Raw genomic sequence first — 16,433 nt, 5'->3', positions numbered from 1 at the left:
TGATAGATTCACCAGTAGTCTGCATATTTTCTGCACATTATTAGAGATAGAATTTTTTAGAATGATATAATCTACTTCTCTTGAATAAAAAAATGGCATACTCATTATGGTAGCCATAGTTAAACCTTCAATATTCTTCTGTTATTATGGGGCTTCCAATGGTTAAATTATAAGCGTTTTGGAGATCTTTATTAGTCCTTATACCAAATTGAACATTAAATTTATTTTTTTTACTACTAGTTAAATAATTTTCCCAAGACTTGTTATAGGCTGTAATTGAGACAAAATCATCCTCAACTAATTTTTCAATAGATTTTGCCGAAAATTTTTTTACAAGTAAAGTTGAAATTTGTTCAATATTTTCTTGCTTTTTCATTAATGCCTTGACTGTAAAATAGTATTCTTCTTTCTCATCTAATGTTAATAATACTTTTTTGTATTCCTCATTATTCCAACCCCTACTTTTATAACTATAGGTTTCCAAAATATTATATTTATCATTTTCTTTAAATGCAGTTAGGGTAATTAACTGTTCTCTATTCTTTTCTTTTAATGAACCAGTTAACTTAATATGATGGTTTTCATCTTTCTCCACTTCCCAGTTAAACTGTTGATATTTTTTCTTCAGCTCAGATTTTCTTTGATAGTATTTCTTTAATGAAGAATCACTCTTCTCCTCTTTTTTTGTGAAGATAGACCACTGAGCAATATTAGCATTTATTGATTGGAGATTATCAATAGTTTGTAGTAATTTATCCTCTTTTCCAAGGACCTTAAAATTAAAATGAAAAAATAAAGTAATTAAAAGGACAGAAGCTGTTGAATAGATAATTATTTTCTTCATATAAATATCCCCCTTCTAGTTTCATACTGTCCTATTTTAATTGTTTTTATACCTAATAGTCTTTTAATCTATTAAGCAAATATTAACTAGCAAAAATATGAAAAGGTTATAGAGCAAACTCTATAACCTTTTCTATCAAAATCAAAGACTTTCCTTGATTCGATCTATTCCCACTCGCTTAACAAATTTATAAAATTTTTCTCTCTTCTTACCTTCACAAATATATAATTCTATGATTTTATCAGCCTTTTGATATAGTTGCTCTGGTGAAAGATCCTTAAATAATAATGTTCCTATTTCTGCATCTTTCCCAGTACTTTTCCCCCCAATATACAAGGAATAAGTATCTTTTATTTTCATTACTCCTATATCGTTTACTAATGGTTCACCACAACCCACGGGACAACCAGTATAGGCAAATTTCAAAGTAAATGGTACTTCCCTACCTGCAACTCTTCTGTTCAATTCCTGTGCTACAGGCATACCTTCTTCCTCAGAACCTTTACAAAAATTACATGTACGTAGGCTTTTCACATAATTGCCTACTGGATAACAACTTAATCCAGACTTCCTAAATTCCTTCATTATTTCTTGAGCATTACTTTTTGGAATCTCCAAATATATTTGTTGGAAGGTAGTTAATTCTACCTCTTGATTCTCACCTAGATATTTAACCAGAATTGATAGTTGCCTAGCATTTAACTTAGCTCCAAACTGGATACCACCGTTAACAGCAATTTTTATCTTTTCAGCCCCCATTTTTTCCAACTCCCATATTAATTTTAATGATAAAAAAAGGCTACCGTAAGATAGCCTTTTTTATTATTCTACTGGAGATAATTCACTTTCAGTAACCCATTGATGGTTCGTTACTTTTTCTCCCCCTGTAGTTGGAGTGTAATCAACCATATAAACCGTTGTTTTCTCTGCAGAATCAATTGTAGCCTTTGCCCCATTCATGCCTTCCATATGATCTGCATTGATTATTACTTCTGTACCTGGCTCAATTGCTTCATCCCCAGCATCTTCAATTTCTTCTTGAATCACCCATTTATGGTCTGTTACTTTCTCTCCACCTGTTGTAGGTGTGTACGATATTGTATAAACAAATGTATCATAAGCACCTACAATAGTTGCCTCAGCACCGTCCATGCCTTCCATATGGTCTGCATTGATGATAGCATTACTTCCTACATCATACTTAGGATTTTCAGCGACTTTTAAACCTTCAGGCACTTCTCCAGAACCTGACATATCCATTCCTTCCATATCATGAGAAGACATATCCATTCCTTCATCTTCACTTGAGTTTGAGCTATTATCGTTGTTATTGTTAGAGCAAGCAGCTAATAATAAGACCAATAGAGTCAAGATAAGACTGCTTTTCATAAAAGTTTTTTTCTTCATTTTTACTCTCCTTTTTCTGGTTCAATAATTAGAATGCTTTTTCTCATAAAAACATCTAAAAAATGATGGAAAATATTGATTAGAATTCGGCTTCTGCTCCTCCCTATGTATATTTCCCTATTTTACTAAGAAAAAATGCATAAATTATGCAGAAATTTTTTTTATCCTAAATTAAGAACATCCTTATAATACTAAATAATAACAATAACGGAACAACTGAAAAAACAAAAATCCAAATTCCTTGCTTATCGTCTCTTTTTTGTAGTTTAGTGTATTTCTTAAAGGGAATTTCTCCCTGTGCAAATTTCAATCCAATATGATTTGGCTGGATTACATATTCTTGGTTGTTATTATCTTTTAAAACAATTTTGGTAATAAGGGACTTTTTATCCCATTCAGAATCTAGGTATTCATCATTGTTATTATTCGCATAGATTACTCGGTCAAATTTATATACCGATTTTTCCTTTATTATTTTACTTATTTTATAAGCTTGTTCTTCAACAAAGTTATTTGTAAAACACAATTGAACCACATCCCTTAATCCTTTATTTTAGATTTACAGACTCTTGGCAAGTCAAAATTTCAAACCAAATGTTACATATATAATATGTTTATCAAGGACACATTTACACTTTGGATTTCACAATTCAGGTAAAGTTCAGAAAATGTTTTTTTGCCCTTACCTTAGAATTTAAAAATTACACAACAACAAATTACTAATTTATTGAAATCTAAAAAGTTCAGAAATATTAACTATAGAGGAGCAATACTATGACTAATCCTTTAATTAAAGCAATCAATGAATATAAAAACGATTCAGAATCTGTTTATCAGACCTGGTTTATAAATAACAATGAGAGACTAAAGGCATTTCGAACAATTAAAAATGCAATAAAAGTAGTTATAAAGGAAATAGAGAATAACACTTTTCCTTGTGACTTTAAGGGTTCATCCCTTGAAGTAGCCGTTTCAGCAATTGCGGAACAAAAACAAATTTTTGAGGGAGCAGCTCATGCTTTTTATTGGAAGCCAAAGTTAAGGATACCTGATATTTACGAAAATGAAGATAATAAAAAAGCTTTTGGCCAATTTTTAAAGGACTCCTTACTTTATAACCAAGAAAAACAATTAATCTTTAATATAATGAAGATTCAAGAAAAAAACATTAAAGGATTAGGTCCTGCAGTAGGTAATATTTTATATTTCCTTCATCCAACTATTTTTCCGCCTTTCAACACTAGTATTGTTAAAGGTTTTAATATGTTATTCAAACAAAAGATCAAATTAGGTTCCTGGGGAGATTATTTGAAAATGCGGGAAATAATAATGGAGTATAATGACAATCATAGTTTAATTCTATCGAAAGATTTAGGTGCACTAGCGGGTTTACTCTATGAAATAGGTTCCGGCAGACAAGTAATACAAGAAAACCACACTATACTATTAGAGGACATAGAAAAGGTTAATAAGAAGATTAATAAAAGACATCATGAAATTCAATTAGAATTAGCCGAAGAGAATGAACACACTGAAATGCAGTATTATCTAGCAAAGATAGGTAAGGCTCTTGGTTATAAAGTTTGGATAGCAAAAAATGACCATAAGAAAGAATGGAAAGGATCGAATTTAGGAAGTTACTCTATACCACATTTAAATTTAGAATCACTTTCAATTGCTGTTAGTGAAACAATATCTTTTATAGATGTTCTTTGGCTTAATGTTGACAATAAAGTTATAAGTGCCTTTGAAGTAGAAAAATCCACTTCCATATACTCTGGGATTTTGCGCTTACAGGATTTGTCTATGTCCTTTAACAAGGATAAGTCCAAATTTTATTTAATTGCTCCTAATAAAAGGAAAAAAGAAATTAAAGCACAATTATTAAGACCTTCCTTTCAACATGAAAATATGTGTAAAATTTCTTATATTCTTTTCTCAGATTTAAGAGATGACTGTGAAGCTATGTGTAAGTTTGGAATGAATGTATCAGTATTAGATAAGATTTCAAACTAATAAATACTAATATTACTTGCAATATGATTACCATTACTATGACCATAAATATAAACAAAATCCAATAAGTTATTTATTTGGTAAATAACTTATTGGATTTGTTCTATTGATAAATTAGCTTAAGAAACCATTTTTCGGCAAATCTCTGCGCATTTAAAACAAGACTCTGCACATTTTTGGCAGTGTTCATGATGACTGTGTTTTTTACATTCTTCTCCACATTTTTCACAAATCTCTGCACATAACAAACATATTTCCTTCATTACTGGACTATTAGACTGGATAGCCTTAGCAGCTAAGCTACAAATGTCTGCACACTCTCGATCTAGCCTGATGCAATCGACCATCATTTTAACGTCATCCTCTTTTAAACAAGCATCAAAACAGTAATTGCATGCCTCCATACATTCTAAACAAGCTTTTACACATTCTTCGTAAGTCATATTCATATTATTACCTCCTCAATAGTTTTAGTAACAATATTATACTTCCCATAAGATATTTAAATAAACTACATAAAAAATGCATATTTAATAGGATTTTGTTTAATTAAATGCAAAATTTCTACACAATTTTTCTATAAAATGATGAAAAAAACGCTAGGAGAATTATGATGAAAAAAATCTTAATCATAGGAGGAGACAAAGGGTATTATTGGTTTAAACTCCTAAAGAGAAACGGATTTGATTGCATTGAACCAGTAAATCCTAAAGATATGATTAATTCTATTATTAGTCAAAACATTACTATGGTATTAATAGATAACTCCTCACTAAAACTAAAAGTGGAAGACATATGTAAGGAAATTAGAGTTGTTTCTTCTGTCTTTTTAGTAGTGATTAGTAATAATACTAATGATTCACTGGTTAGTATCCTTAAAAATGGTGCGGATATTTGTTTAAAAGAACCAATTTATGAAGAAGAATTATTAGCTAGGATAAACTCATTATTCCGTACTCTACCTAAAGTGAAGAGTGAAGTCTATACATTTAATCATTTACAATTAGAGAAAAGTAAGCATGAATTGACTTATAATAAAAAACTGATACCACTTTCTCAAATTGAAATTAAAATTATAGAATTGCTGATTAATAATCCTAATAAAGTTCTAACCCCCAGTTCCTTAATAAATAGGATTTGGACAAACAAACCTATTAGTCAACAAACTCTTCGCTCATACATTAGAAACATTAGAGATAAAATTAGAGAAACAGGATTTCCTATTGATAAACATTTAGAAACAATATGGGGTGTTGGTTATATTTGGAAGCAAGATGGTTGATTTTATTACGGTTATTATTGTTGATTTCTTCACTCTCTTTACCTCCCTTTAAAGTATTTTTTGCAAAACGTTTATGATTATGCTACAACCCTAGCGACAGAAAAAAGGATTTCCCTTTAATTAGGAAATCCTGGTTATACTTAATATGATAGAATTACTCTTCAACACAAGAGTAGAGCTATTCCTTTACTTATAAACAAAACACTCTCTGTCTAGAGAGTGTTTTGTTTAGTCAAAATTGTTTCCCTTTTGGGTTATCTCGGTCACTTTTAAAATATGTATCCATTATAACATTACCTGTTATTTTATAAGTTTTTGTAATTCTTTTACCGTTTGATCTTTTTGTTCAAATAGGTTTTGAAGTTGATTGTTTTTTGCTTTTTCCATAGAGGATATGACACCGTTTAATCTATTCTTCTCTGTTTTTTCTTTTGACTCTAAATTGCTAATTTTGTTTTTAAGCACTGTTTTAGTAATCGATCCTCTTTTAAATTGAGAATTCCATTTTTCCTTTTCTAAACTAGTTGTTAAACTTAGTAATTTAATCTCTGTTTCTTTCCCTTTTATATCATTATCAAAATGTAATAGGATGGCCTGTGATTTGTATTTAACAACAGCTTTATTGATTAAATTAATATTATTCATAATCTCATCTGTTCCAGCATTCATTTCTATTCTTTTAGATTCTTCTTTTTGCATGGAAGAGATATTATTTTCCATCGATTTCCCTATAGATGCTACTTGTTTCGATTGAGAATCATTTAATTGTGCGATCTTCTTTTCAAAATTCTTCTCTATGTTAGTTTGTTCCGTATCTATATTACTCAATTTTTTATTATACGTTTGCTTCGCCTTTGTAGCATTCTTCTTTTTTTCCTCTTTATACACTTGTAACGCTTCATATCTTTGTTCCGTTATTTTAAATAGCTGACTTTTCTTTGTGACTTCCTCTACTAGAATAAGGCTCTCTATTTCTGTCTTTACTGTTTGTTTTTCCTCTTGATAGTAATCCAACATGGAATTACTCAAGTATCTTAAAATCTCATTTTCCTTCTTGGGTATACTTCCACTTGTATCAGCATTAGAAGCTGCTTCTACACGTGTGTTTTCCAAAGTAATTGGATTAACCAATCCTCCAATAGTCAGTATTCCTGTAAGTGTTAATCCCATCATAAATTTCTTTTTTCTATCCATCTATTCATCTCTCCTAAGCTTTAATAGAGTAATTATATAGGGTTAAAAATAGTGCAATTGTTACTTATGACAGTATAATCAAAAAAAGTTATTCGACATTATCCGACACTGTGAAAAACCTTAGTTGGTATTAACTTTCAACAGCTGGTTGTAAATGAAGCAAGAACAGCGTATTATGTTCGTTAAGTTAATGCGATGCGATAAACCTATAGAAAGAAGGATATTTATGCTTAAATTAGGGCTAAGAATATTAGATCGGTTAGGTACAAAAGAAAACATTACCTTTGGTTCCGTTTATATTGCGTTAGGCTGCATTTATAAATTAGAAGAACAAATTCTATATGTACGTAAATTCGCTGAAATAGATCCGGATTATGTTATAACTTTAAGAAAGTATGTGGAGAGAGAATCTAGGAGAACAGGAGATATGGAGATTGCTAAGGGCTGGTATAAAGCCATTTCTATTGTGGATTCTGAGAATGATGAAAATTAAAAGTCAAACCTTTAAAGACATAGGTTTTAATGGCTTATGGTTGGGTCACTCTTGGAATCCCAGTAAACAAGAGTGCCCCAACCACTTGCATGTAAGGTGATAGCAAGCAAATGGATTTAAACTTGCTACTCTTATATTATTCCCAAAGTTATAACATTTATGTATAGTTATATCGCACCTGGAGTCACAATGTAAAAAAGGTTTAAAATAACAAAAAGAAGAGGATATTACTCCCCTTCCTTTTATTGAGTTTCGCTAATAACTTTTGGTTAGAAGTGACGAGCTTCTAACCTCTTATTATACCATGAATAGGAACTGATTCTTGAATCATTAAATATTAGTAACTCGCTGAACTCGGTGATTAAATTTTTCTTTCCAATAGCCTGTAGTCATATCCTCTATAGCTACCCCATTGGAACTTTGAGCACCAATGAATTTACCATCACCTATATAAATACCGACATGCCCATCCTTTTTATATGTATCAAAAAAGACTAAATCACCTGGCTGCATTTCCTTTTCTTCAACAGCAGTACCCCTATTTTTTAATGTCTCCGTACTTACTGAGCTTTGTTCTCCTAACTGAACCCCTATTTGATAATACGCCCAATAAACGAAGCTAGAGCAATCAAATCTACCGTTCTTTACATCCTCTTGATTGCGACCACCACCAAATACATAAACGGAGTTTCCAATCCACCGGTTACCTACAGTAGTAACGTCATACTCCCCACCGGATTTCAGTTGAACATCTCCATCCTTAGAGATTTGGGTACCATTTTTGAAGTTTTCAGCTAAGTTGATTACTTTTTCCACATACCAGTCTGCATGGTTATAATGCCAGATAGCTTTTCTCGGATCTGTGGCAAATCCATTACTAGATAAATAGTTAGCAGCTGCAGCTACTCCATCTGCAACGCTATAAGGGTCTGCTTTGCCGTCATTATCTGCATCCACACCATAGCCATTTCCCTTTTTGATTGTTTCTAGGTCAGTAATATCTACATCCTCTCCAACCAAACCTCCGCTCGATTCATACTTGTACCCAACCCAAGTACTTGGAATGAATTGCATGCTACCAATTGCTCCAACGGAAGAAGTCATAGTAGGACTAGTGGAGAAGCTTGTCTCTATGGAATGAATGGCAGCCAGATAGTACCAAGGTACACCATATTCTTTTTCTCCGTACAGATAGTACTTCATATACTGTGATGGAACTCCAGTAACGCTTGTATCTATAGATGGACTAATCACAGTAGTATTAGAAGGGATATTACTTTGACCAAAGAATGCACTTCCCTGTTCTGCTCTCTCCTCTTCATTGCTGATTGCCTCTTCTATTAGGTTCTTTTCTTTCTCTATTTTCTTGTTTTTTTCTAGGAGTTGTTGCTTTTGTTCCTTGGAAGCTGCTTCTTTTTGTTTCAGCTGCTCCACCAATTGTTCCTTTTCACTTTGTTGTTCTTGTAGCTGTGAAACCATGCCTTCTAATTCCACTTGGTTACTTTCCAGTTCCGATGTAGCTTCATTTAGCTCTTCTTGCAGCGTAAGTAATTGACTTACCTGTTGAACGTTATCCAATAAATATTGTTGTTTATTAACTGTCGTAATGGCAGGAATTCCAAGGATTAGATCTTGATGGACCATTTTACTTAACTGACCATCTGGATCTATTTCCTTCATTTGTTTGTTAATCGTTTCTAACCGAGAAGAAATAGATTCTAATCGTTCCTGTTCTTTTTTTATGGTAAGTTGATTCTGCTCCAACGCCTTATCATACTGGTTCAATTGTCGTTCCAGAATAACTCGTTCATTTTGATAAGCGTTTATCTCTTTATCCATCTTTGTGACTTGTTCCTGAATGCTGTCTTGATTACTTTGTAAGTGATCGGATACCGTTTGACTTTGTTCTTCTGCACTTACATGCGTTGTTCCAATTACCCCAACACTTAAACAAATAGCAGCTATTTTCTTCATAGTTCCTCCTTAAATATAAAAACCCCTAAGAAGACATAGGATTACTATATCTCCTTAGGGGCTCTCCCTTTATTTATATTTGATTATTAAATCCCTTTACTAAAGTCACTCCACTATCCCTGCAGCAATCGTCTGAAATAAAGGGCGTAACGGACTTTTTCGTTTCTTCATTATCTTTACCATTTGAATGATTTCTCTGAGCTCTGTGTCGGATGAAACTTCAATTATTACTTCACCTAAAGCTTCCCCCCTCATAATAGAACGATTAGAGCAAGGTACCGAGATGAACTTTTCTTTTTTCAATATATTTCTGAGAAACCTCTTGTCGTGCTCGTGTGCAACCGATTTAGGGTCTGTCTCTAATAAGTATGCCTCCATATTCACTTTTCCTTCTCCCTTACGCTACTTCCTCGGCGATAGTGTCGTTTACCTTGTTCGCAAACTCCTGAAGGTTTCCTTTTTCTAGAATAGAGATTTGAATAGGGATAGAATGGCCAGCATTATTCGTCACAATTAAAGCAGATGTATAAGAATTAAATAGAGGTACAATTCCTAACACCAAAAATAAAAGACCAAATAAATTAAAATTTAACAACTCTGGTATACCAATCAGGGTAATAACTAAACCAATAGCAAAGCGTTTTAAGTGAAATTTTGTAGAGGTAGAAACACTCGCAATAGATTTTAAGGGCATTGTTACTTCGTTTTTCCCTAATGGTAAAAGGCTAAATAAGGTGTTTCGATCATATCCTTTAAATCGTTTATTCGTTAGCGCTAAATCAGTAGTTAACCACCTTAACACCACGTTGGTACAATAAGTACCTTCCATAATCACTCTTTCATTTTTAATTTCTGACATGATAAAAAATCACTCCTTTTAAAAATAAAAAAGCCCCTAGAAGAGAACATACCGGTGGCACATTCTACATCTAGGGGCTCTCCCTTTAGTGTTATCTAATTAAGTTAAGTTTATCAATGTATAATGTAATTGTAAAGAGTGATTAACACTACATGTTGGCTAATTCAATCATACTCATTAACTTTTGACCATCCCATAGTAAGGTCTTTGTTTTATTAGCCGCATCTATAGCAGAAGGGGTAAATTTATTATTTGTAATTACTAATGCTTTATCTGTACGATAATAAGCTTTACCTGCTACAACCTCTTGGACAGCCTTATTCCCAACAGGAACAGAGTATCGTTTAGCTTGAATAGCATACTTCTTGCCATTCTTTTTCGCTATAATATCTACACCTTGGTCGCCAGTTGTTTTGGTGATTTCAGCTCTATAACCTAAGTTATTTAACAAAATTACCAAAAACTCTTCGAATTCTCTACCTGTCATTAATTCAACATCTTTAATTGTTATTTTGTTTTCATTTGTTTGTTCTTTTGTATCTAATAATGACTTTTCAAATTTTAATAACTCATATTGTTTAGATTCTTCCAGAACTAATTCATACAATTCATCTAGGTCAGAAAAACTATTAGCTATAAAACCATGTTTAACTAAATAACTATCTAAAAACGCTAAATATTTATATGTATTTATTTCTTTATCAATTGTTTTTATAAAATGTTGAATGACTTGTTCCATAGTTAACTCATCAAATCTTAACTGTAGTAATTCATAAAACTCATCTTCCAACTCTTCATAATTTTTATTCATTGCCTTCTCTTTAAGAAGTTGCAAATAATAGACTTCATTATTTTTCACCAGAAAGTTACGTTGCTCCAAGTATTCAAAGAAAACGGAAATATGGTCTTTGTATAAGTCCCAAGCATTGTTTTGTACATTTACTCTTGGGGTATTAAAGTCTAACACATCATCCATTTCAGAAATTATATGTTTATCTATATACTCTACAACTTGAGGTATTATTAAAGTAAAACAATTATATCTATCGACAAACCGTTCCATCAACTCATTTAGCTGTTTATCATTATGTAACTTCCATTCTAACTCTCTCTGTGCTCTTTCATTTTTTTGTAAAGTAAGGGTTTGTTTACTCAAGATATTCTTATTACTTTTATCAAAATCAACTATATATGGATACGAAAATTGTATTTTTGAAGAATCAATAGAAAATTTTTCGTTCATTTCATTATATTGCTTTAAAGCACTGCATAATCGAGCAACACTTTTCCTTTTTTTTATAGCGGGATCTTCCTGTGATTCCATATACTGTATTTGAAGATCCAAATTATTTAAATGGATTTCCTTTTTGATTATCAATTTAGTTTTCAATTCATTTTCTTTATTTAATTCGCTAAGCTGCTTTGTTAAATTGGTATTTTGTTCCTTCAGCTTAGTATTTTCCTGTGCTAACTCATTATTTTCATTTTCAGTTTTTAATTTGAAGATCGTTAATCTCCCTGCTTCTTGATTTAAAGCTTTTATTTCTTTTTCTTTCTTTTCAATTTCATAATATAGTTCATTCTTTTTCTTTTCTATTTCAAGATATTTGTTTTCAGCTATATATATTTGTTTATTTAGCTTTTCAATTTCCAACATATTTTCTTGCTTTTTAGCTACAGCGTTAGTAGCATCTTTAAAATATTTAATCATAAAAAATTTCTCCTGCTTCCTTATAAATCTAGTAAGTTATATATAATTTTATTTTATCTAATTATCATCATATAACTTAAAACCATATTAATAAATAAAAAAAGCCCTACTTTAAAGTAGAGCTATATCATTTATTAATTCTAATTGTTTTGGCGATGATTCCTCTAATGATACTAAATAGTTTATGTTGTACTTCATAATACTTAAAGTACTGAAGTGAATAGGAGCTGCCTCTCTGTATCCATTATCCAAATATATTCTATTATCATTATATTTTCGAGCGTTTAAATAAGCGGTAGAGTCCGAAGAGAAGACTTCAAACTCCATAAGTAGCTCATCTGCAACACCAAGGAAATGAAAATTCTGATCTGGAAAACTTTTCTTAATAAATTTTAACTTCTTTCGGAGGTAATCTTTTCGTTTACTTAAATACGGAACCATTCCACCAATGCAAATGACAGCATGCTCCTCAGCAACTAGCTCAGAAAGATACTTCATAGAGCCTGTAACCTGCCAAACTGGAATAATTAATGCATCAGTTTTTTGTTTAATATAACGATAATTTTCCATTGTTTTGCTTTCATCTCCAATGACATCAAGCGATATGAAACCAAGAACACGAGTATTGTCTTTGTGACTATTTATATAATCGATGTAACTCTCCAAATACATTTCTTGCATGACCTCTTCATTGAATAAACAGATTTGCTGTGTTTTCTTTTTTTGCTCATTGTAAAAACTGAAAGCTCCGCTATCTATAATGCAATACTGATCATTATCCTCCAGCTTTTCAACTGGATCTCCACTGGATTGGCTAATGGAATAGTAATTAAACAAAAGATAATCCCCCTTTTGCTCCTTCACCATTTTTCTCATCCCAGGTGAACGTTCTAGACCAGAGAAGTAAACTCTTGTACCCTCTAACGATAGCCGAAACGTATTGTTAGTGAGTTTCTGAATTTTCGATACATCGCTAAAACAATCCCACAGAATAGCAAACAATGAAGAAGAATAAGCACAAAACTGTTCCATATCTTTTCTTATTACTGTTCGCTTATGAAAGAAATAATCGATACACTTTCTTATGGTTTCCCTCTTTATCTTTATAATAGCTTGTCCTTTACTGGTAAATATCAATAAACAGTTTTTATTCAGCTGCTTCAAATAGTTAACAGCACCATTAACTGTATAAAATGCCCCTCTCTTTTTTAATCTCCTTTGGAATTTTCTCTCTATTACTCTGGAATCACATTTATTATTTAAATACATAGTCTTCCTCCACAAAAAAGAGAAGTAAGATAACCTTACTTCTCTTTGAATATTAAAATATTAGTAACCTTGCCACATATAACTAAATGGCTTGTGCTTTATCTTCCAATATCAACATGATAAAAGATCTTCTAACACGCTTAAAGAAGACCCAGATCACCCATTAGATCTAATTGTACAATCTCTTGTATCTTTTCTTCTCCCTCTACTACAAAGGAATGTTTCCCCATACAATAGACTTCCTCACTAGTTAATACTGGTCTATTAGTAGTTGTATTTAAAAATAGAGGGGTTTTATATGGGTTGTAATATACCATACTAAAACACTCTGGAGGCTCTTGGTTAATACTTTTTAAAGTTCCAGTTATATAGGCATGTACCCTTTTTCTCTTTTCATCAACTGTTTTCATTCGACCGCTTTCTGAGACATGAAATTTAGCATCAGTTAAGCTGACCGCACTACAATGCGCAAGTACAAGTTTTGTCTTATTGCACCGGATACTATAGCCCGCTCCCTCTGAGTGTAAATTTCTATATACGTCAACCTTATCACCTAAAAACACCTTACGTTCTTTATATGCTGTAAAAAACATCTTTTGACCCTCCCAAAATAAAAGGACAAAGATCAAAATCTTTGTCCTTTACCTTCTTTATTTTTTGATATTAAAAAGGCTCTATTCCAATTAACTTGGAATAAAGCCTACTTTTTTATAAAGATGCAACCTTAGAAAGTTTAGATAACCTTCTTCTATTTCTTAAATTACTAATTTTAAATGCAAGAGATTCTTTTCGCTTCGCTGTAAATTCAACTGTAGCCGATTGCTCTTCTGAAGCATTTAACATTTCATAATATCTTGCCTTCGCTGTATCAAATATTTCTCTAACTTCTTGTTCTAAAACATATCTTTCCTTATCACTAAAAGCATCAAGTATAAGCAATTTCAACTCATCTACTCTTTGCTTTTCTTCAGCAGTTAATACATCCCTTAAGCGGACCATGGTCATCTCTCCTTTCTCCTTTTGCCTAAACGTTCTATATAATTATTATTATTATACCACAAATGACCTTATGCTAAATATGAAGAAGGAGCAATTTTCATTTTTCCTTCTTTTTTTTATTAGCTGGTGGTAATTCTTCGTTCTCCTCTAAAACAAGTGTATTTACAACTTGGTTGTTCTTTAATGCTTTATCTTTTTCGACCATATTAATTGCATTTTCTCCTGCATATCCGCCTAAAATTGCTGTTAAAAAAATACGCTCCATTCCATTAGGATCTGCAAATAAAATCGCAACAATTGCACCAACTGCACCAAAACCAATGTCTAAGAGTACACCTGGGTTAAAAGTTGTTTTATGGTTTCTTGGTTTTTTAATAGTATTGTTTCTTTTCGCGTGAGTTAACAAACCCATAAAACCGCCAATACAACCCGCAATAACTAAATTTTCTAACAAACTCATCACCTCTCTATGCTTAATTGTCAATAAACGCAAAAAAGCCTTTGAGATAACAAACCCAATATTTACGCAAAGTAAATAAAGAGTCTATTAGCCCAAAGGCTGCTACGTTTATTAGTTAACCTGCTAATCTAAAAAAGATTGCAAAAAAAAGTAAAAATGTAAAAGTAAAATACCTTTCTATTTTACTATATTTTACGTTAACTACCAACTAGTTTTATATTTTTCTCCTTTAACTTAAGAGATTTGCTTTTCCCTTATATTTAATTTTTGATATTGTATGATAAGATCATCTAATTTTTCACTTAATTTAAGTGTTTTATCTGACCTAAACCCCTCGTTTAATCCTATATTAATCATCTCTGTTCTAACATTTTCTATGCGCTCTAAGATATCTTTCAATATTCCCCTCTCCTAACTTCGTGTTTGATTAGCCCTACCTAATAGCTGTAAGGCTCCCAATTTCCCTCTATACCTTATCCTCTTTCTATATTCACCGGTTAGTTTTACCGAAATTGCATCCTTGTTATTCTTACCTTCCATGCATCATTATGATGGATCACATGGCTTCGCAATAAAATTAGGCAATCATTGTAATATTGTTCAATGTCAAAATAGCATCTCGTTTATTTTAGAAGATAAAACTTAACTAATTCTTTAGAAGATCCTTAGCATGATTAAGGTAATCTAGAACACTTTTTACAGTAGTGGATGCTTCATCCACGATTGATTCTTTTACTACATTTGTATTAAAGTCATTCTCTTCACTGTCGGCATATCCTGAAATACTCCAGATATTAAGACTCTTATTTTTCGCTAATTCCTCTGCTTCTTTATATAAATCCGTATATTCATAATCATTATAAAGATAAGCAACTTTCGCTAATCCTTCTGTTATCAGTAAATACTGTATACTCTTACCACCGACAAAAGCATGTACGAGTAATCTTCCATATTTATCGGTTTCACCAGCCTTAGGATCATTCTTAATTTGTATCTCTTTTCCTTCCACAAGCTGCGCAAGAAATGCTTGTGCGTCTTCTCCGTAAGGTTCATTTTTCCCTTTTGTAATTTCTGGAGTGTTAATGGATAAAAGGCGGGCTTTCGATCCATCTTGAAATACAACAGTATCACCATCAATAACCCGTTCAACGGTCATCGTTCGCATATCTTCTATTGAAGATTCTTGTGTTTGTTCTGTGCCATTTATCAGATTTTCAAGGAATGTGCCATTCTCACTTTCTGAATCCTTTGCAACTTCATATGTTTTCCTATCTGTATAATCCATTAGATCACTAGAAGAACAGCCACTTAGCAAAACAATCATACATATGGCGATAATTACATTTTTAAAATTTCTCATTAAAGTCCCACTCCTATATAGAAAAATAAAAGAACACCCATATACCACTAAAACTTACCTAAAAGTTTTATTCGAGGTGTTCTCATCCATTTTTTATTTAATTATCTTAACTACATCCAGATCCTTTTCCTCTTTCTCTTTGTTTATCCCTCAAGCCTCTCTGTACACTTTAATTAATAATCAACTCTCTAAATCCATCTCTTTTTTGCCCCCTTTTAAAAACAAAAAGAAGCCTTCAGGCCTAAACAAAATTTGCATACATCGAAATGAAATACAAAATTTGTTTTTTAGGCCCAAAGGCTTCTTGTTTATTAGTTAGTCTGCTAATCCATACGGATCGCTAAAAAATTGAAATTTAAAATAATATTACCAATACATCTTACCATATTTTTCTTACTTCATCTATTTGAACATGAAAAATTTCGCTTTTCTCTTCTCTATCCTCTCTTTTAATTCTTCATACTCTTGTAGTAATTCCTTTGTTCGAGCATCTCTTTTCTCTTTCGGATCACCAAATTCTACAACTTGGTACTTTGGTTTAAACGGAATAATTTGTCCCATTTCG

At 31.8% G+C, this 16,433-nt stretch carries 20 protein-coding genes; 3 read left to right on the top strand and 17 right to left on the bottom strand.

All coding sequences use genetic code 11. The annotated features are described in order from the left end of the window. Nucleotides 1–127 precede the first annotated feature (127 nt). The 4 genes from MKX82_RS27910 to MKX82_RS27895 all read right to left on the bottom strand — a co-directional run bounded on the left by MKX82_RS27910 (nt 128) and on the right by MKX82_RS27895 (nt 2,786). Nucleotides 128–844 (bottom strand): YwmB family TATA-box binding protein, encoded by a 717-nt coding sequence (locus MKX82_RS27910; RefSeq protein WP_341081897.1) that lies wholly within the window; start codon nt 842–844, stop codon nt 128–130. A gap of 141 nt (nt 845–985) precedes the next feature. Then, the gene (locus MKX82_RS27905; protein WP_341081895.1) at nt 986–1,603 is read right to left on the bottom strand and encodes a nitrite reductase; all 618 of its coding nucleotides are present in this window, start codon (nt 1,601–1,603) and stop codon (nt 986–988) included. Between the two features lie 63 nt (nt 1,604–1,666). Continuing rightward, on the bottom strand, nt 1,667–2,251 hold the full coding sequence (locus MKX82_RS27900) for a YdhK family protein (protein WP_341081893.1): 585 nt from the start codon (nt 2,249–2,251) through the stop codon (nt 1,667–1,669). A 166-nt stretch (nt 2,252–2,417) separates the two neighbouring features. Further along, on the bottom strand, nt 2,418–2,786 hold the full coding sequence (locus MKX82_RS27895; protein ID WP_341081892.1) for a hypothetical protein: 369 nt from the start codon (nt 2,784–2,786) through the stop codon (nt 2,418–2,420). A 239-nt stretch (nt 2,787–3,025) separates the two neighbouring features. Between MKX82_RS27895 and MKX82_RS27890 the strand changes: the two genes are divergently transcribed. Then, a complete protein-coding gene (locus MKX82_RS27890; protein ID WP_341081889.1) occupies nt 3,026–4,267 on the top strand; it encodes a hypothetical protein in 1,242 nt (413 codons plus the stop codon). A gap of 119 nt (nt 4,268–4,386) precedes the next feature. Here MKX82_RS27890 and MKX82_RS27885 read toward each other — a convergent pair whose 3' ends face one another. Next, nucleotides 4,387–4,716, bottom strand: coding sequence for a four-helix bundle copper-binding protein (locus tag MKX82_RS27885; protein WP_127739857.1), 330 nt, complete (start codon nt 4,714–4,716; stop codon nt 4,387–4,389). Nucleotides 4,717–4,877: 161 nt separating this feature from the next. Here MKX82_RS27885 and MKX82_RS27880 point away from each other — a divergent pair, with 161 nt between their 5' ends. Then, entirely contained in the window at nt 4,878–5,549 is a 672-nt protein-coding gene (locus MKX82_RS27880; RefSeq protein ID WP_341081882.1) for a response regulator transcription factor, read from the top strand. 300 nt (nt 5,550–5,849) lie between these two features. On the opposite strand, the gene MKX82_RS27875 is transcribed toward MKX82_RS27880, so the two are convergent. Continuing rightward, on the bottom strand, nt 5,850–6,743 hold the full coding sequence (locus MKX82_RS27875) for a hypothetical protein (protein ID WP_341081880.1): 894 nt from the start codon (nt 6,741–6,743) through the stop codon (nt 5,850–5,852). Nucleotides 6,744–6,897: 154 nt separating this feature from the next. Between MKX82_RS27875 and MKX82_RS27870 the strand changes: the two genes are divergently transcribed. Then, nucleotides 6,898–7,236: a hypothetical protein gene (locus tag MKX82_RS27870; protein ID WP_341081879.1), complete on the top strand. Its 339-nt coding sequence runs from the start codon at nt 6,898–6,900 to the stop codon at nt 7,234–7,236. 330 nt (nt 7,237–7,566) lie between these two features. Here MKX82_RS27870 and MKX82_RS27865 read toward each other — a convergent pair whose 3' ends face one another. The 11 genes from MKX82_RS27865 to MKX82_RS27815 form a co-directional block, all read right to left on the bottom strand. Further along, entirely contained in the window at nt 7,567–9,210 is a 1,644-nt protein-coding gene (locus tag MKX82_RS27865) for an NlpC/P60 family protein (RefSeq protein ID WP_341081878.1), read from the bottom strand. Between the two features lie 105 nt (nt 9,211–9,315). Then, complete coding sequence (locus tag MKX82_RS27860; protein ID WP_341081877.1) at nt 9,316–9,594, bottom strand: hypothetical protein; 279 nt, start codon at nt 9,592–9,594, stop codon at nt 9,316–9,318. 13 nt (nt 9,595–9,607) lie between these two features. After that, nucleotides 9,608–10,069 (bottom strand): hypothetical protein, encoded by a 462-nt coding sequence (locus tag MKX82_RS27855; RefSeq protein WP_341081876.1) that lies wholly within the window; start codon nt 10,067–10,069, stop codon nt 9,608–9,610. 148 nt (nt 10,070–10,217) lie between these two features. After that, nucleotides 10,218–11,780, bottom strand: coding sequence for a restriction endonuclease (locus tag MKX82_RS27850; RefSeq protein WP_341081874.1), 1,563 nt, complete (start codon nt 11,778–11,780; stop codon nt 10,218–10,220). Between the two features lie 111 nt (nt 11,781–11,891). Then, a complete protein-coding gene (locus MKX82_RS27845) occupies nt 11,892–13,049 on the bottom strand; it encodes a hypothetical protein (protein WP_341081872.1) in 1,158 nt (385 codons plus the stop codon). Nucleotides 13,050–13,189: 140 nt separating this feature from the next. Beyond that, entirely contained in the window at nt 13,190–13,642 is a 453-nt protein-coding gene (locus MKX82_RS27840; RefSeq protein WP_341081869.1) for a hypothetical protein, read from the bottom strand. Between the two features lie 115 nt (nt 13,643–13,757). After that, nucleotides 13,758–14,054 (bottom strand): hypothetical protein, encoded by a 297-nt coding sequence (locus MKX82_RS27835; RefSeq protein WP_341081867.1) that lies wholly within the window; start codon nt 14,052–14,054, stop codon nt 13,758–13,760. Nucleotides 14,055–14,145: 91 nt separating this feature from the next. Next, nucleotides 14,146–14,502, bottom strand: a complete 357-nt coding sequence (locus MKX82_RS27830; protein ID WP_341081865.1) for a DUF4257 domain-containing protein — start codon at nt 14,500–14,502, stop codon at nt 14,146–14,148. A 240-nt stretch (nt 14,503–14,742) separates the two neighbouring features. Beyond that, nucleotides 14,743–14,907 (bottom strand): aspartyl-phosphate phosphatase Spo0E family protein, encoded by a 165-nt coding sequence (locus tag MKX82_RS27825; RefSeq protein ID WP_341081863.1) that lies wholly within the window; start codon nt 14,905–14,907, stop codon nt 14,743–14,745. Nucleotides 14,908–15,154: 247 nt separating this feature from the next. Continuing rightward, nucleotides 15,155–15,868, bottom strand: coding sequence for a thermonuclease family protein (locus MKX82_RS27820; RefSeq protein WP_341081861.1), 714 nt, complete (start codon nt 15,866–15,868; stop codon nt 15,155–15,157). A gap of 402 nt (nt 15,869–16,270) precedes the next feature. Continuing rightward, entirely contained in the window at nt 16,271–16,429 is a 159-nt protein-coding gene (locus MKX82_RS27815) for a hypothetical protein (protein WP_341081859.1), read from the bottom strand. Nucleotides 16,430–16,433: the final 4 nt, after the last annotated feature.

Origin of the sequence: Niallia sp. FSL R7-0271, assembly GCF_038005785.1 — a bacterium.
In the GTDB taxonomy this organism is placed as follows: Bacteria; Bacillota; Bacilli; order Bacillales; family Cytobacillaceae; genus Niallia.
The sequence above is the reverse complement of the archived record's forward strand: the minus strand, read 5'-3'. Positions and strand labels throughout refer to the sequence as shown.

Excerpts from the sequence above, each read along its gene's own strand:
- MKX82_RS27910 (WP_341081897.1), bottom strand. The coding sequence starts at position 844 with ATGAAGAAAATAATTATCTATTCAACAGCTTCTGTCCTTTTAATTACT.
- MKX82_RS27905 (WP_341081895.1), bottom strand. The coding sequence starts at position 1,603 with ATGGGGGCTGAAAAGATAAAAATTGCTGTTAACGGTGGTATCCAGTTT.
- MKX82_RS27900 (WP_341081893.1), bottom strand. The coding sequence starts at position 2,251 with ATGAAGAAAAAAACTTTTATGAAAAGCAGTCTTATCTTGACTCTATTG.
- MKX82_RS27890 (WP_341081889.1), top strand. The coding sequence starts at position 3,026 with ATGACTAATCCTTTAATTAAAGCAATCAATGAATATAAAAACGATTCA.
- MKX82_RS27885 (WP_127739857.1), bottom strand. The coding sequence starts at position 4,716 with ATGAATATGACTTACGAAGAATGTGTAAAAGCTTGTTTAGAATGTATG.
- MKX82_RS27880 (WP_341081882.1), top strand. The coding sequence starts at position 4,878 with ATGATGAAAAAAATCTTAATCATAGGAGGAGACAAAGGGTATTATTGG.
- MKX82_RS27875 (WP_341081880.1), bottom strand. The coding sequence starts at position 6,743 with ATGGATAGAAAAAAGAAATTTATGATGGGATTAACACTTACAGGAATA.
- MKX82_RS27870 (WP_341081879.1), top strand. The coding sequence starts at position 6,898 with ATGAAGCAAGAACAGCGTATTATGTTCGTTAAGTTAATGCGATGCGAT.
- MKX82_RS27865 (WP_341081878.1), bottom strand. The coding sequence starts at position 9,210 with ATGAAGAAAATAGCTGCTATTTGTTTAAGTGTTGGGGTAATTGGAACA.
- MKX82_RS27855 (WP_341081876.1), bottom strand. The coding sequence starts at position 10,069 with ATGTCAGAAATTAAAAATGAAAGAGTGATTATGGAAGGTACTTATTGT.
- MKX82_RS27850 (WP_341081874.1), bottom strand. The coding sequence starts at position 11,780 with ATGATTAAATATTTTAAAGATGCTACTAACGCTGTAGCTAAAAAGCAA.
- MKX82_RS27845 (WP_341081872.1), bottom strand. The coding sequence starts at position 13,049 with ATGTATTTAAATAATAAATGTGATTCCAGAGTAATAGAGAGAAAATTC.
- MKX82_RS27840 (WP_341081869.1), bottom strand. The coding sequence starts at position 13,642 with ATGTTTTTTACAGCATATAAAGAACGTAAGGTGTTTTTAGGTGATAAG.
- MKX82_RS27835 (WP_341081867.1), bottom strand. The coding sequence starts at position 14,054 with ATGACCATGGTCCGCTTAAGGGATGTATTAACTGCTGAAGAAAAGCAA.
- MKX82_RS27820 (WP_341081861.1), bottom strand. The coding sequence starts at position 15,868 with ATGAGAAATTTTAAAAATGTAATTATCGCCATATGTATGATTGTTTTG.
- MKX82_RS27815 (WP_341081859.1), bottom strand. The coding sequence starts at position 16,429 with ATGGGACAAATTATTCCGTTTAAACCAAAGTACCAAGTTGTAGAATTT.